13 protein-coding genes are annotated in these 14,814 nt (G+C 63.3%); 8 read left to right on the forward strand and 5 right to left on the reverse strand.

The genetic code is table 11. The features are described 5' to 3' along the window. The first annotated feature begins 129 nt into the window (after window positions 1-129). The 3 genes from QQL28_RS20420 (at window position 130) to QQL28_RS20430 (ending at window position 6,563) form a co-directional block, all read left to right on the forward strand. Window positions 130-1,098 carry an AraC family transcriptional regulator gene (locus tag QQL28_RS20420; RefSeq protein ID WP_284268137.1) on the forward strand — a complete coding sequence of 323 codons (969 nt, stop codon included), beginning with the start codon at window positions 130-132 and terminating at the stop codon, window positions 1,096-1,098. A gap of 185 nt (window positions 1,099-1,283) precedes the next feature. Next, complete coding sequence (locus QQL28_RS20425) at window positions 1,284-3,974, forward strand: autotransporter outer membrane beta-barrel domain-containing protein (protein WP_284268139.1); 2,691 nt, start codon at window positions 1,284-1,286, stop codon at window positions 3,972-3,974. 72 nt (window positions 3,975-4,046) lie between these two features. Next, window positions 4,047-6,563, forward strand: coding sequence for an autotransporter outer membrane beta-barrel domain-containing protein (locus QQL28_RS20430; RefSeq protein ID WP_284268141.1), 2,517 nt, complete (start codon window positions 4,047-4,049; stop codon window positions 6,561-6,563). Between the two features lie 211 nt (window positions 6,564-6,774). Here the strand turns inward: QQL28_RS20430 and QQL28_RS20435 are convergent, their stop codons facing one another. The 3 genes from QQL28_RS20435 to QQL28_RS20445 all read right to left on the reverse strand — a co-directional run bounded on the left by QQL28_RS20435 (window position 6,775) and on the right by QQL28_RS20445 (window position 8,335). Further along, on the reverse strand, window positions 6,775-6,945 hold the full coding sequence (locus QQL28_RS20435; protein ID WP_284268143.1) for a hypothetical protein: 171 nt from the start codon (window positions 6,943-6,945) through the stop codon (window positions 6,775-6,777). Window positions 6,946-7,008: 63 nt separating this feature from the next. After that, window positions 7,009-7,992 carry an AraC family transcriptional regulator gene (locus QQL28_RS20440; RefSeq protein ID WP_284268144.1) on the reverse strand — a complete coding sequence of 328 codons (984 nt, stop codon included), beginning with the start codon at window positions 7,990-7,992 and terminating at the stop codon, window positions 7,009-7,011. A 187-nt stretch (window positions 7,993-8,179) separates the two neighbouring features. Next, on the reverse strand, window positions 8,180-8,335 hold the full coding sequence (locus QQL28_RS20445) for a hypothetical protein (RefSeq protein ID WP_284268146.1): 156 nt from the start codon (window positions 8,333-8,335) through the stop codon (window positions 8,180-8,182). Window positions 8,336-8,352: 17 nt separating this feature from the next. Between QQL28_RS20445 and QQL28_RS20450 the strand changes: the two genes are divergently transcribed. From QQL28_RS20450 to QQL28_RS20460, 3 genes are all read left to right on the forward strand, one after another. After that, window positions 8,353-9,339 carry an AraC family transcriptional regulator gene (locus QQL28_RS20450; RefSeq protein WP_284268148.1) on the forward strand — a complete coding sequence of 329 codons (987 nt, stop codon included), beginning with the start codon at window positions 8,353-8,355 and terminating at the stop codon, window positions 9,337-9,339. Between the two features lie 512 nt (window positions 9,340-9,851). Continuing rightward, window positions 9,852-10,163 carry a hypothetical protein gene (locus QQL28_RS20455; protein ID WP_284268150.1) on the forward strand — a complete coding sequence of 104 codons (312 nt, stop codon included), beginning with the start codon at window positions 9,852-9,854 and terminating at the stop codon, window positions 10,161-10,163. Between the two features lie 135 nt (window positions 10,164-10,298). Next, a complete protein-coding gene (locus QQL28_RS20460; protein ID WP_284268152.1) occupies window positions 10,299-10,655 on the forward strand; it encodes a hypothetical protein in 357 nt (118 codons plus the stop codon). Between the two features lie 305 nt (window positions 10,656-10,960). Here the strand turns inward: QQL28_RS20460 and QQL28_RS20465 are convergent, their stop codons facing one another. Further along, complete coding sequence (locus QQL28_RS20465; protein ID WP_284268154.1) at window positions 10,961-12,199, reverse strand: lytic murein transglycosylase; 1,239 nt, start codon at window positions 12,197-12,199, stop codon at window positions 10,961-10,963. A gap of 75 nt (window positions 12,200-12,274) precedes the next feature. Continuing rightward, window positions 12,275-12,661: an MAPEG family protein gene (locus tag QQL28_RS20470; protein WP_284268156.1), complete on the reverse strand. Its 387-nt coding sequence runs from the start codon at window positions 12,659-12,661 to the stop codon at window positions 12,275-12,277. A 249-nt stretch (window positions 12,662-12,910) separates the two neighbouring features. Between QQL28_RS20470 and QQL28_RS20475 the strand changes: the two genes are divergently transcribed. Both QQL28_RS20475 and QQL28_RS20480 read left to right on the forward strand, forming a co-directional pair. Beyond that, window positions 12,911-14,128: an OpgC domain-containing protein gene (locus QQL28_RS20475; protein ID WP_284268157.1), complete on the forward strand. Its 1,218-nt coding sequence runs from the start codon at window positions 12,911-12,913 to the stop codon at window positions 14,126-14,128. A 43-nt stretch (window positions 14,129-14,171) separates the two neighbouring features. Further along, a complete protein-coding gene (locus QQL28_RS20480; protein ID WP_284268158.1) occupies window positions 14,172-14,660 on the forward strand; it encodes a DUF2059 domain-containing protein in 489 nt (162 codons plus the stop codon). Window positions 14,661-14,814 lie beyond the last annotated feature (154 nt).

Here is a 14,814-nt window from a genome sequence, read left to right on the forward strand (position 1 = left end):
GGCATCGCGGCAACACGCTCTCCAGAGACGATTTTGTCTCTGGTAGTCCGCACCGGAGTTCCGTCGAGTCCGAGCCAGGCAGTTCACTCGATCTTATGGTGCCGCGCATTGAGGGCGCGAGGAGAGCGTTTGTCGCATCTTAAGTTTTCGACCGATGCCTTCGCCGACAACGACAAGATCGAGGCCTGGCGCGAGGTTTTCGGCCGTTCGGTCGTGAAGATGGAGATGAACCCGGCCCGGGGCGAGCCCTTCCGCAGCGCAGCGCAAATTCATGCCCTGCCTGGTGTCACCATCGCCTCGATCAGCAGCTCCGCCAATCGGGTGACGCGCACGCCGAACCTGGTTGCAGACGGCAGCGACGATTTCGTCTTTGCCGTGATGACCGACGGCGAGGCGACGATCAGCCAGCGTGGGCGCGAGGTGGTTTTTCGCAAAGGCCAAGCGGTGCTCTGGTCCAACGCTTCGGTTGGAAGCTGCGACTACGGCATGCCGATCGATTTTGTGGCGCTCGTCGTTCCGCGCGCGCTGATCCCTGTTGCCGACATCGACGGCGCTCTGATGCGCCTGCTGCCGGCGGATCTGGCGCCGATGCGTCTTCTCAGTAACTATCTCGCGCTTCTACAGGAAGGGCGCCTTGAAGCTTCAACGCCGGACCTCAGGGCGGCGTGCGCAGCCCACTTGCGGGATCTCGTTGGATTAGCGGTGGGCGCGACACGCGAAGCGGCGGATGTCGCCAGCGGACGCGGCGTTCGCGCGGCGCGGCTCAGGGCGCTCAAGGCGGACATCACTGCGAATATCATGCGGCGCGACCTTTCCGCGGAAGCGCTCGCTCTGCGGCACGGCATTTCGCCGGCCTACATCCGCAAGCTGTTCGACAATGACGGCACCAGCCTCAGCCATTTCGTTCTGATACAACGGCTGAGCCGCGCCTATCGCATGCTGGTCGATCCCACCCTCGCCGATCGGCCGATCAGCGTCATCGCCTTCGAATGCGGCTTTGGCGACCTGTCCTATTTCAACCGGTCCTTTCGCCGCTACTACGGCGCGACACCGTCGGACATCCGAACGCGGCCGACGCGCAAAGGCTTCGTGCCCTGACGGCCCAGTCCGTGTGGTCGTTCCGCAACACACGCCGCGAACCCGGCGATGTGTAGCGCAGAGGCCTAGCCGTTGTTCGATCCGGTCCAAGCCCGCGCGCGGGTCGCCGACTATCGTTCTTTGCGGAACGCCAATTCACCGTATTCGCCAAACGTTTCCTCCGTCAGTTCGTCCTGAGAGTCTGCATGATGATTAGCTTCGCCTGCGCCAAATCCATTCGATCCGACGGCTCCCGCGGGGCGCTGCGACGGCGCCTGAGCAGGCCGCTTGCGGCTCTGCTGCTCGGCTCGACTGCGCTGGTGGGCGTAGGTTGGATGTCGTCGGCCGAGGCGGGGACCACGGACTGGACCGGTGCGAACTCGAACGACTGGTACAACCCTGGGAATTGGAGCGCGAATGTACCGCAATCGACGGATGCGGTCACCGTCGACGCCGTGACGCCGAATGGGGCGGTCGTCAGCGGCGGGAGTGCAAACGCCCAGACGCTCGTTGTCGGTCAGAGCGGCTGGGGAACCGTGACGGTCGTGAACGGCGGAACACTCAACGTTCTAGGCAATGTCGACATCGCGCAGCTTGCCGGTTCGACCGGCGACGTCGCCGTAGTCGGGGCAGGCTCGACATTGACCTCTGGCGGCTTCATTACAGTCGGAACGGTCAGGGCTGGATCGTTATCGGTCCTCGCCGGAGGCGCCGTCACGGCCTACGCCGTCGAAACGTCAGCAAATTCGGGTGCCTACGGTAGCATCGACGTTGATGGTGCAGGCTCCTCCTTGAAGGTCACCACTTCGCTCACCGTCGGCAATGCCGGCGAGGGGCTTTTGCAAGTCGCAAATGGCGGCTCCGTCACAATCGCCAAGAACAGCCTCATCGGCAACACCGGCACCGGCGCCGGCTTAGTTTTGGTGGATGGTGCGAATTCGACATTCGCAACCACCGGCCAGCTCATCATCGGCTCCATGGGCGCTGGCGCGCTGACCATCAGCAACGGAGCCGTTGTTTCGGCGGCCGGCGTTGGTCCCTTTGTGACCTCTGCCGTTGCGATCGCGGATCTGGGCGGGACAGGCACGCTCAACATCGGTGCGGCGCCGGGATCGACGCCGGTGGCGCCGGGTACGCTGAACGCGACGACCGTGCAATTCGGCATCGGCACCGGCACCATCAATTTCAACCACACCGGTTCGGGCTACGTGTTCGCGGCCGCCATCAGCGGTAACGGTACGATCAACCAACTCGCGGGCGAGACCATCCTGACCGGCGATTCCAGCGGCTTCACCGGCGGGACCAGCGTAAGCGGCGGCCGGCTCGCGGTGAGTGGTTCGTTGGGCTCCCTGGTGATGGTGGCGAACGGCGGAATCCTCGGCGGCAGCGGCACCGTCGGCGGCATTGCTGCCAATACGGGCGGTATCATCGCCCCTGGCAATTATTCCACGCTGAGCGCCCTCGGCAACGTCAACTTCGCACCCAATTCGGTTTACCAGGTCGCAGTCAATGCCGCAGGGCAGAGCGACAAGATCGCTTCCGGCAATATTGCGATCATCAACGGCAGCACGGTGCAGGTGCTGGCCGGCGCCGGCAATTACGCCGCAAGCACCAACTACACCATCCTCACCGCCGCTGCCGGCGTCAACGGCACCTTTGCCGGCGTCACCTCGAACCTCGCCTTCCTCACGCCGTCGCTCAGCTACGATGCCAACGACGTCTATCTCACGCTGACCCGCAACAGCGTCAGTTTCGCAGCCGTCGGCGTCACGCCGAACCAGATCGCGACCGCTGGCGGCATCGACAGCCTGGGCATGGGCGGCGCCGTCTCAAACGCGCTGCTCAATCTCTCGGCGTCGCAGGCTCAAAATGCCTTCGACCAGCTTTCCGGCGAGATCCATGCCTCGGCCAAGAATGTCCTGATCGACGACAGCCGCTTCACGCGGGACGCTGCGCTGGATCGCCTGCGCGCGGCGTTCGACAGCGTCGGTGGGCCGTCGATGGCGGCGATGGCCTACGCCGCAGTCGGGCCGGTGACGGCGCCAGCCGACACTGATCGGTTTGCCGTGTGGGCGCGCAGCTTCGGCTCCTGGGGCTCGACCGGCGCCGACGGCAATGCCGCCTCGCTCGGCCGCAGTGTTGGCGGGATCGTGGTCGGCAGCGATGGCCGCGTCGCCGAAACCTGGCGCGTCGGTTTGCTCGGCGGCTACGGCCATTCCAACGTACGGGTCGGCGACCGCATGTCGTCCGGCAGCAGCGACGACTACAGCCTCGGCCTTTATGGCGGCACGCAATGGGGCAACCTCGCCTTCCGCACCGGCGGCATCTACACCTGGCACGATCTCAGCATGTCCCGCACGGCCGCGTTCCCGGGCTTCGTCGATATGCTGAGGAGCAGCTACGGCGCGCGGACGGCGCAGGTGTTCGGCGAGTTCGGCTATCGCATCGACGCCGGGCGCACCTCGGCCGGCAAGCTCTCGTTCGAGCCCTTCGCCAATCTGGCCTATGTCAATCTCTCGACCGGCGGCTTCGTCGAGCAGGGCGGCGCGGCGGCTCTCACCAGCCAGGCCGACAAGACCGGCGTTACCTTCACCACGTTGGGCCTGCGCGGCGCATCGCAGGTCGCGACGCTCAGTGGCATGGGCATGACCGCGCGCGGCACGCTCGGCTGGCGCCACGCATACGGCGACACCGTGCCGCTCTCGACCCTCGCCTTCTCGGGCGGCTCCGCCTTCACCGTCGCCGGCGTGCCGATCGCGCGCGATGCGGCGCTCGTCGAAGCCGGACTCGATCTTGCCATCACCCCGACTGCGACGTTCGGCGTCGCCTATGGCGGCCAGTTCGCGCGGAGCGCGACCGACCAGAGCGTCAAGGGGACGTTTGCGGTCAGGTTCTGATGACGATCGGTGACGCTGTCATCGCGACGATTTACCGGCGACAGCCGCTTCAGCGGCAAGGAATTGGGGCAAATGATGAAATCGAGAAATGGTGCGGTGCTGATGAAGACTGTGAAATTGCCGGCATTCGCCGCCAAAGTGCGATTCGGGCGCGCCCCGACGTTCGCCGCTCCGTTCTTGTTGTCGGCGGCCGCGATGGTCGCGATCCCCGCAAGGCCGGCGATCGCCGCCTGCGTGCAGTCGGGCAGCACCGTGAGCTGTGACGGCGCGAGCACCACCGGCTTCGGCACCGGCACCGAAAACAACCTGACCCTGACGGTCCAGTCGAACGCCTCGATCACGGTCGGCCCGGGGCAGGTCGGGATCATCGTCGCGGATGGCAACACCGCGCTCAACAACGGCAGCATTACGACCGGCAACCTGAGCGAGGGCATGCAGGGCGTCAACAACAATACCTTCACCAATGCCGGCACGATCACGGTTGGCGACCAGGCCACGGCGATACACATGACCGCCGACAACAACACCGTGACGAACTCGGGTGCGATCGGCTCGACAGGGAGCTACGTCGGCGGCCTCCAAGTCGGAGGCGACGGCAACCTGGTCATAAATTCCGGCACCATCACCCTGACCGGGGCCATCAATACGACCGGTATCCAAGTCGACGGCACCGGCAACACCATCCAAAATTCCGGCACCATCACGGTCGGCAGCAGCAGCGGCTCCGAAAGCGTGGGCGTCTACCTGTGGAAGAGCAACAATTTTACCAACAGCGGCACAATCAAGGCCGCTGGCGATGGCGGCCTGGGCATCGTCGACAATGGCAACATCGTAATCAATAGCGGCACCATCGTTGCGACCGGCACCGCCGGCTCTGGGGTGTTTCTCGGGGGGAGCGGCAATAAGCTCATCAACAACGGCATGATCAAGGGCGGCGTCGGCGGCTACTCGCTGGTTTCCTCCGGCTCCACCGGCAACACCATCGCCAACAACGGCACGCTCGATGGCGCCGTGTCCCTCCTTGGCAACGCCGGCACGCTGACCAATAACAGGCTCATCACCATCACCGACCCAATGACGGCGTTGACGACCGGCAACATCGCGTTTGGCGGCGCGTTCACACAGACGGCGCAGGGCACGCTGGCACTGCGCGTCGACAATGCGGGCAACAGCGACGGTCTGCTTGCCAATTCCGCCCAGCTCGGCGGCACCTTGCGTGCGGTGGTGCAGGCTGGCCTCTATCAATCGTCGACGACCTATAGCGGCGTGGTGCAGAGTTCCGGCGCGGTGACCGGGCAATTCTCCAGCATCGTCTCGTCGTCAGTCTTCTTGACGGCAGCAGCGACCTATAGCACCGGCTCCGTCGACCTGACGCTCACTCGCATCGGGTTTGGCAGCGTGTCGGGCGAGACCGCCAACCAGCGCGCGGTCGGCAATGCGCTCGAGGCCGGCTATTCGACCGCGCTGACGGGCAGCGCGGCGACGTTCTATTCGAATCTGTTGCAGTCGGTCTCAGTGCGTGTGCTCGATCAGCTCTCCGGCGAGGGCACCAGCGGAGCGCAGAACACGGCTTTCGCCGCCGGCGCGCAGTTCGGCCAGACCATGGACGGCCAGATGAATGCCTGGCGCGCGGGCAGCCGGGGCAGCGATGCGAGCGCAGGCGCGCTCGGCTATGCCGAGGAGCGGCCGACGACCTCAGCCTTCGCCGCGCTGAAGGCGCCGCCGCTGGCGCAGCCGCAATGGCATGCCTGGGCTTCCGGCTTCGGCGCCGCGCAGTCGCTGTCGGGCGATGCGGCGACCGGCAGTGCCGGATTCAGCGACCGTGTCGTGGGCGGCTCCATCGGTGTCGATCATCTCGTCAATCCCGACCTGCTGGTCGGCATCGCCGCCGGCGGCTCCAGCGCAACCTTCAACGTCGACGATCGCGCGACCTCCGGCAGGCTCGACGGTGCTCATGTCGGCGCCTATGCGATGCAGCGGTTCGGCGCGGCTTACGTCTCGGCGCAACTCGCCTACAGCCATTTCAACAACTCCACCACGCGCAGCATCACCGGCATCGGCGCGGACGAGATCGCCAAGGGCTCATTCGGCAGCGACCAGCTCGGCGGGCGGTTCGAGGTCGGCCGCAGCTACGATTTCGCCCGTGTCTCGGTCACGCCCTACGCGGCGATCCAGGCCGCGCAACTCTGGCAGGCTGCCTACACCGAAACCAGCACCACCGCCGCCGGGCCGGGCGTGCTCGGCCTGAGCTACGCTGCGCACACCGTGTCCTCCCTGCCGGTGTTCCTCGGCACCAAGTTCGACGGGAGAGTCGAGGTCGGCAACGGCATGATGTGGATGCCGTTCGCCAACGTCGCCTGGGTGCATGAATTCAGCCCGACCCGCGCCGTCACGGCCACGATGATCTCGATGCCGGTTGCGGCCTTCACGGTCGAAGGTGCCCGCGCGGCCTCCGACGCCGGTCGGATCGAGGTCGGTTCGCGCCTGGCCCTGAACCGCTGGTCGGAATTGTCCGCGCGCTTCACCGGCGAGTTTGCCAAGGGCAGCCAGAGCTACGCCGGCACGGGATCGTTCAAGGTGAGCTGGTGAGAAGCGGCTGGATGGAGAATTCAGGCATTCCTCTTGAAGAGGCGATGGCGCGACGCAGCGCCATCGCTCGGTGAGACCAGGTCTATCGCGTCAGTAGCCGGGTCATTCTTGTAGCAGTGCCGACCCCTTTTTCGACCCCGAAATCTCCAAGGTGCTCCGCCTTCACGCAGGTGTCTGCATGTTCGATCTCGTAAGCCGCGATCTTGAAATGCTAGACGACTTGCGGAAAAATTGGTGGCGATACTACCTGGCTGAGGTTGCGCGCCTCCTCCTCAAAGAGCAGGTCGAGCGGCGAGGCACTGTCCTCAGGTACGTCACCTCGCCGGCGCGCCATGCGCGAACCAGCGGCGAGGCTGACACCGGGGTAGAGCGGGAACCGCATTCATAGTCGTCTCCCGAGTAAGCGCGCGCCGATGCAAGGCTCTCATCTATGGAGTCAACACCCTCACCGGGTCCCTCGGCTGCGCCGCGTCTCCCCCCGAACTTCCGACGGGGACGTGCCGTACGCGCGACGGAAGGTTCGGTTGAAGTAGGACAGATCATTGAAGCCGGTGTCGCGGGCGATACTGCTGACCGGACGATCGGTGAGGCGGTGATCGGTCAGCATCCGATACGCTGCAGTTAGCCGACGGCTGAGGACGAATTCAGTGAATGTCGTTCCCTCGGTCTCGAACAGCTTGCGAACATAGGCGGTGGAGATGCCGGTGTCTGCCGCGACCGTGCCCAGTGTCAAATCGCGCCGCCCGATGTCAGCGACGATCAGCTGCTTGATGCTTCGCAACCGCGCGGCGGCCACGCCACGCTTCTGCGCAATCTCCGCGCCTTCCGGTCCGGCGCCCAGCATGAGCGCGCTGAGATCGATCAAATGGAGCCCGACTGAGCGGCGCGCCTCCGGAGACGCAAGCGCAATATCCTCCTTGAGGAGCCCGGCGTAGCCGAGAAACAATCTCAGCTCGGGGCTTGCACGATCGATCGGTTTGCCTACGGCGTCGTCGAGATTCGGAACCAACGGTGCGATCAGGGATCGGCTAATCCGCAAGTGGACGATGCCGGTCGCGGTATGCCCGATCCCGGTCCCGACGACCCCGTTCGACGTCAGTGCAGCTTCTCCGGCTCGCAGTGTGGTCTCGTGACCGTTCTGCCGATAGGTTGCGACGCCGCTTTGGACGAACACAAGCACCGGATCGTCGTTGTCGATCATGCTCGATGTATGGCGGCAGGTCATCGCAGACATCTGCGCCGTTGCGATCGAGAGCCCCGGTAAGGCGCGCAGATTCATCTCCACGTCGAACGGTACCTCCTTTAGCGGGTCCATCTCCAGCTTCAGGATATTGCGGCCAAACAGCTCGCAAAAGGCTTCGGTGCGTTCGCGGTCGGCAAATGAGCGGCTGGAGATGGTGATCTGGTCGAATTCGTCGGCGTTGGCCAAGACGGCCTCCAGGTTACGCGAATACCGGCGCACCCTTGTCGCACGAAAGCCGTAGCACGTTCAAATGCCATGGAGATCCGTTCTCCGGTTCTTTGGCTCTCGCCCACCATCGCGGCCGCATGCTGCGCACGGGCGGCAGCGTGGCTCGAGAGGCTGGGACTAAACGATACTCGACTGGGACCAAACGCTACTCGCCGTCGGCTTCGCAGCGGCCAGCGCGAACAAACCTGCGCTGCGCGCTGATTTCGATAGCTATTTCGAACCAGCCGCAACATAAAATCGACCAATCACCGCGCGGGATAATCGGGGCGGACATCCGCTGCAAGCGGCCTTCGGTATTCATTCAACATCGAAATCCATATGCAGAACTGCGACACCAACGATTTCTCGGCCATGCACTTCTCGACCGACGCGTTCCCGGAGCGCGACCGACAGGAAGCCTTTTGCGAGATCGTTGCCCGTTCGTTGCTCAAGCTGGACGTCACTCCGCTCCACGATCAGCCGCTTGCCGCGACCATGTCATTCCGTGCCCTGCCGGGGCTCGGCCTCTCGACGGGCCGGCTGTCGCCGATCCACTGCCGTCATCTGGTCACTCAAGCGGACGACGACGACTTCGTGCTCGTGGTGAGCTGGACAGGTGGTGGGTGCAGCGTGTTGCAGGGGGATCAGGAGACGGAGCTCCACAACGGGCAGGCGACGCTGACAGCCAACGGCGTGCGTGGTGAAATTTGGGGCGCGAGCTCAACAGCATGCGATTATCTGAATTTGCGGCTCTCGCGCAGTTTGCTCGAACCCCGGCTTTCCGATTTCAGTGCAGCCCTGGCGCGGCCGATCGGCGCGGATAACCCGGCCTTGCGTTTGTTGCTCGGATACTGCCGCATACTGAACGACGAGAAAGCGGGCTTGACGCCGGAGCTCGGTAGCGCGGTCATCACGCACGTTCTCGACCTCGCCGCGCTGGCAATCGGCGCGACCCGGGACGGGACGGAAATCGCCCGGCGCAGTGTTGCGGCCGCGCGGCTGCATGCCGTCAAGGCCGACATTTGCGCGCATCTCGCCGATTGTAAGCTATCGGTTGCGGTCCTAGCCGCCCGTCACCGCGTGACGCCACGCTACATCCACCGGCTGTTCGAACTTGATGGCACGACGTTTTCCGAATTCGTCCTGACCCTGCGGCTGAGGCACGCCGACAGGATGTTGCGCGACGCTCATTTTCTGGATTGCACGATCAGCACGATCGCCTTCGACTGTGGATTCAGCGATCTGTCCTACTTCAACCGGACCTTCAAGCGCTTCTACAACGCCACGCCGTCGGACATTCGCCGAACAGTGCGCGGAACAGATTGACGCTGGCACGGCTGCACTTCAATCGGCTTCCACACATTCAATCGCCGGCGATGATGGAATATTGCCGGCGATTTGCCCGACGCGTCAAGCCAGTTCGTAAAATCAGCAATGTGACATGCTGGCGGCCGTTTTCGAGATCGTGATGCCGGTATGGGAAGCAGCGCATCACGAGAGCTGCGCGATATGTGTCTCGTTCGGTGCAATTGAATCCAGCGGCAGCGTTGCTGGTCCAGACACTCGTGCCTTGCCAAGCGCTGCTCGCGGGCGCGAAGGGTGTACGACGAGAATCGTGCCAATGCGTAATCGCTCAAGAAAGAACCCGTCGAAACTCCAGCTGTCTGCCTCTGCGCTAAAGCGATCGCGAGAAGCGATAAAGGTATCATTGAAGCATAGTCGAGTATCACTAAAGCCTAGTACGAGTTTCAAAACTGTATCGCTGCCTAAAATTAGGATGGGCAGCTTTTCCGTTTTTTTAGTGTTGCCCAGTTAGAACGATTGCCGGGAGTTCTGCTGTGCAGGTGGTCGTTATGGAAGAGCTAGACTCTGAGCATAAACCCGTTTGGACCAATGGTTGGATCGCCGCCGCTTTGGCGGTGGTTGCGACGGTGTTGCTGGGCGTTGATGTTGCGGACCAGAACTTGGCGTCTCCCGCCGAGGGCGTCGAAAGTGCTAACTCCTATGCGGCGGTGTTTGCTGCCGGAGCGACAGTCAGCCCGACCGATCACGGCATACCCGTGGGCGGTCGCGCACTTCTTGCGCAGAACCGATCCGAGAAAAAGGTTGTGGCCGTGCGAAGCGAGGCGCTCCGCGTTGCCGCCGACTAGGCGGCAAGTGACACGCTTTGAAAGGTCACGGCAACTCGACGCGGATCTTCGATACGATCTGGTCCAAGACAAAGAACGAGCCACCCAGGTTCGCCGTCGCAAAGTATCTTACACGGGTAACCTGGAGTGTTGCCAATGAAGCATGCGATCGTTGCTCTTCAGATTTTGACGGCGCTGATCTCGCCCGCAAGAGCCGAGAACTTTACTCGCGAGCAGAAATCGACCATCGATCTTGTGGCGCGCATCATCGTAGCGGGCACCGACGACAACTGTCGGCATCTAGTGACAATCGACCGCGCGATTGCCGAAGAGCTCCTAAACGCTGGAGTTACACCTGATCAGCAGATGGATACAATGGAGGTCGCCCTGTCGGTTTCGAGAGCCGATGCGCGCTCGAGCTACGACTCGAATCCTTCTCGGTTCTGCAAGGAGGCGTGGCAATTTGCTGGAAAAAACGGAGCTTACAAGCGGCAAATGCTTGAAATAAAATAGCCCGGGCCGGGTCCTTGTCGATTGGATGAGAGCGAACGCGGTGCGCAATCTTGTTGACGCAGATCGACGAGGTTGGAGGCCGCCAATATTCCAGCCGCGACCGCCCTCGCCAAATGCTAACGTAGGCGATGATAGACTATTACCCCTGATTTGCCCGACGCGTCAAGTGATTTCGTAAAATCCGCATCGCCTCGTGCCGGCGGCCGTTCTCCTTTGCATGGGGTTGTTTTCGACATTTTAGTTTTGGGCCGGTCTCGCGCCGCGCAGGCTGGCGAGCAGGTCTTGCGACGGCCAGCAATCGACGGTCAGGCCCGCGCGCGTTGGTATTGTCCGATCGCCCGCCTTGTGACCGTGCCCAGCCGGCCATCGATCGCATCGGAATAATAGCCACTCCTGTTGAGCTGCGTCTGGATCGCCGCAACCTCGCTGTTGCGCAACGGCTTGAGCCTGGCCCAGGGCGTCACGAACGGGGCGCCGCCCGCGATGAGGTCGGCGAGATGCCCGACGAACAGCGCGTAGACGTCGGACTGGTTGTAGCTGCGGATCGCCTGGAAGTTGGCGAAGACGAGGAAGGCCGGACCGTAAACACCGGCAGGCATGACCAGTTGAGCCGGGTCCTGCAGCATGCCGGTGGCGATGCCGGGATCGCCCACGGGCATGACGCCGAGCTTCAGCCAGGCTTCGAGCGGCCGCTTGACGTCAGGCGAGCTCTCCACGCAACTCACAGTCGGCGGCAGCCGAACCTTGAATCCCCATCGCTTGCCGCGCTGCCAGCCATAGTCGCGAAGCTGCTTGGCGCCCGAGGCGAGCGCGTCGGGTATGGAGCGCTCGAGATCGATCTTGCCGTCGCCGTCGCCATCGGCTGCGAATTTGAGGAAATCCGAGGGCTCGAACTGGGTGTGGCCCATCGCTCCCGTATAGGAGCCCTTCGCGTCCATGCTGATGGTGCCCTGCTGGACCAGGTCGAGCGCGATCAGGAGCTCGCTGCGGAACAGGTCCTTGCGGCGGCCGAGATAGGCTTGCGTCACCAGCGCCTGGAACACGGGATGGCGCTGCACCTCGGCGCCGTAATCGGTCTCGCGGCCCCAGATCGCAATGACGACGTTGCCGGGGACGCCGTAGTCGGCCTCGATGCGCGCGAGCAGGTCGCGATAGCTCTGGAAATGCCGCGCGCCCGTCCTGGCAAGCCCGGTGAGCTGTTGCCGGGGCAGGTAGTCCGCCGGCAGCTTCACGAATTCGGCCTGCTCCTTCACGGGGCGGCCGGGGATGACTAGATCCGGCAGGCCAAGGTCGAGCTGGACATTGGTCGCGCGGTCGAACACTGCCTGCTTCACGCCGCGCGCCTGCGCCTCCAGCCAGAGCTGCGCGCGCCAGGCGTCGAAGGCCGGCTCGGCACGAGCCTCCAGCGCCTGCATCAGCATGACGAGCGCGATTGTCCCGGCGATCGATGTGCGCCGCAAAATCCTGAGCAGCGCCCGTGCCGGCGAACCCGAGCAGCCCTTGTCCGAGAGGCCTTTGGGCGTGTTGCCAGCGAGCTCGCGCAAGATCCGTCCTTCAGTGGGAATCACGGGGGTAGGCTAGCACCTAAACCGATCGATGCGCCGGCCAATGAGAGCGGCTCACGCGACCACCAGTCCGACAGCCAGCGCCAGCCCGCTCAGATAGGTGAACAATGCGCCGGCAAAGCGCGCCGGGTTGGGCCGGTTGAGCGACTTGCCCCACAACAGCCCGGCGGCAAGCGAGAATCGCGCGATGGTCGCCACCACGATCGTCACGATGATCCAGCCAGGGGCCGGGCGCGTTGCAAACCAGAGAAACATCACCGCGAAGAACGGCGCGTATTCGGCCGTGTTGGCATGCGCCCGCACCGCGCGGTGAATAGGGTCGGTGGGGCCGAAATCATGGCCGATGCTCCGCCTGAACCTGCCGCGCAGGATCGAGACATAAAGCCCCAGGCCGAACAGCAGCAGGCCGAGCAAGGCGGTACAAATGATGGCGACGTTCATCGCGTGGCTCCTCCCCAAGGACGATACGAAAGGAGATCAGATCGCGGCGTTGCGGGAAAGCCCGACGAGGCGATCCGGTTACCCCTCACCCGACAAAGCTTCTTTTCCGCGGAGCCGATGTCCGCTAACCTTGGCTGCTAGCCACCGGGTTAGGTGGCGCAGTTGCATCGATTTCAGCATTGATTGATTTGGCGGCTCATCGGCCGCGAGACTGTCCTTAAGACTGTCCTTGGAAAACGGGGCGGAGCCATGATCAACCGGGAAACGGCAGCTCTCTTGACTCCGATCGAGCGCGACCTTCGGCTCGATCTCTTCCGCGGCATCGGCTTGTGGATGATCTTCCTCGATCACATCCCGCACGACGTCGTGTCGTGGCTGACCTTGCGCAACTACGGTTTCAGCGACGCCGCCGAGTACTTCGTCTTCATCTCCGGCTATCTCGTCGGCTGGATCTACACGCCGATCGTTGAAGGCGGCCTGTTCTTCGCGGCGCTCAAGCGCCTGTGGAAGCGCGCCGCGGAGCTGTATGTCGCGCACATCATGCTGTTCCTGATCTTCACCGCGCAGATCGCACGCACGGCGCGGCGGTTCGACAACCCGATGTATGAGAACGAGTTCAATGTCTTCAATTTCCTCCAGCATCCGGACGAACTGATCGGCCAGGCCATCCTCTTGAAATACAAGCCGGTCAATCTCGACGTGCTGCCGCTTTACATAATCCTGGTGCTCGCCGCACCCTTCATCGTGTGGTGCCTTGTGCGCCGCCCGAACCTTACGCTGCTTGGATCGGCGGCGTTCTATGTGCTTGCGCGCAAGTTCGACTGGAATATCGCATCCTATCCGCCTGGCACGACCTGGTACTTCAATCCGTTCTGCTGGCAGCTGATGTTCGTGTTCGCTGCCTGGTGCGGCAGCGGGCAGGTGAACAAGATCGCGAAATGGGTCTGGTCGAAGCCTGTCATGGGAATCGCGGTGGCGTGGCTGGTGTTCGCGTTCGTGATCGTGATGACCTGGCACGTTCCCGCGCTCGAAGCGCTGATCCCGAAATGGATGATCAAGATGATCTATCCGATCGACAAGACTGATCTGGACCTGCTGCGCTTCACACATTTCCTCGCGCTGGCTACGATAGTGACCTATTTCGTCTCGCGCGACTGGGTGACGGTCAGGAAGACATGGCTCCGTCCCGCCATTCTTTGCGGCCAACACTCGCTGCCGATCTTCTGTCTCGGCGTGTTCCTGTCGTTCGCCGCGCATTGGATCCTGACCCAATATACCAAGGGGGTCTGGGAGCAGCTTGCGGTCAGCTTTGCCGGCATTCTCATCCAGATCGGCGCTGCGTGGGTGCTGGATCGCGCCGCGAAAGTGCCCGACCTGTTTGTGGACGTGATTGAGGTCGAGGAGCCCGAACCCGCACTTGAGGTCGCAAAGGCAGGAACGGTCGCCGCGGCTCCCGCGCACGGCTGACAATGGATTCGCGGCGCCCAGGTAATTTGTCATGGAGAGGTCCATGTCCAGACGTTTGTTGACGATTGTCGGTACCCTTCTGCTTCTCGTCTGCAGTGCGTCGGCGCAGGCGCCGTCGCCCGAGGCGATGGGCGCGGCGCGCAAGCTCGTGATCACGATGAAGACGGCCGAGCAATATCGCGCGCTCCTGCCGCTGCTCCTGCTCAAGCTGCGCCCCGTTCTGTCCCAGGACAGGCCCGAGATCGAGCGCGACTTCGACGCCATGACGGCGACGAGCTCGAACATCTATGCGCCGTTCGTCGACCAGATGATCGACCAGATCGCCGCGGTCTATGCCGCCACCTTCACCGTCGACGAGCTGCGCCAGATCGAGGCCTTCTACGCCCAGCCGGCGGGGCGGAAGCTGCTGGAAAAATCGGACGCGCTTGCGCAGGCGAGCGCGCAGATCGCCCAGGACGTCAGCCGCAAGGCCGGCGACGAATTGAAGCAGCGCCTGACTGAGGCGCTGCGCCAGAAGGGGCACAAGCTCTGAGCCTGCCTTGGAGGCCCTGCTCAATCGCGCGGCGACTTGCGTTTAGGCGTCAGGACGCCGCAACGCGCGATGCGCGCCCCGGTCCGCACGAAATTGACCGGAAACGCCGTTGAAATTATAGCTTCCCTCAACGCCACGAACAACAGAATGACGG

The sequence above is a fragment of the Bradyrhizobium iriomotense genome, assembly GCF_030160715.1.
Lineage (GTDB): Bacteria > Pseudomonadota > Alphaproteobacteria > Rhizobiales > Xanthobacteraceae > Bradyrhizobium > Bradyrhizobium iriomotense.

Excerpts from the sequence above, each read along its gene's own strand:
- QQL28_RS20425 (WP_284268139.1), top strand. The coding sequence starts at position 1,284 with ATGATGATTAGCTTCGCCTGCGCCAAATCCATTCGATCCGACGGCTCC.
- QQL28_RS20445 (WP_284268146.1), bottom strand. The coding sequence starts at position 8,335 with ATGAATACCGAAGGCCGCTTGCAGCGGATGTCCGCCCCGATTATCCCG.
- QQL28_RS20475 (WP_284268157.1), top strand. The coding sequence starts at position 12,911 with ATGATCAACCGGGAAACGGCAGCTCTCTTGACTCCGATCGAGCGCGAC.
- QQL28_RS20450 (WP_284268148.1), top strand. The coding sequence starts at position 8,353 with ATGCAGAACTGCGACACCAACGATTTCTCGGCCATGCACTTCTCGACC.
- QQL28_RS20480 (WP_284268158.1), top strand. The coding sequence starts at position 14,172 with ATGTCCAGACGTTTGTTGACGATTGTCGGTACCCTTCTGCTTCTCGTC.
- QQL28_RS20460 (WP_284268152.1), top strand. The coding sequence starts at position 10,299 with ATGAAGCATGCGATCGTTGCTCTTCAGATTTTGACGGCGCTGATCTCG.
- QQL28_RS20430 (WP_284268141.1), top strand. The coding sequence starts at position 4,047 with ATGATGAAATCGAGAAATGGTGCGGTGCTGATGAAGACTGTGAAATTG.
- QQL28_RS20470 (WP_284268156.1), bottom strand. The coding sequence starts at position 12,661 with ATGAACGTCGCCATCATTTGTACCGCCTTGCTCGGCCTGCTGCTGTTC.
- QQL28_RS20435 (WP_284268143.1), bottom strand. The coding sequence starts at position 6,945 with ATGCGGTTCCCGCTCTACCCCGGTGTCAGCCTCGCCGCTGGTTCGCGC.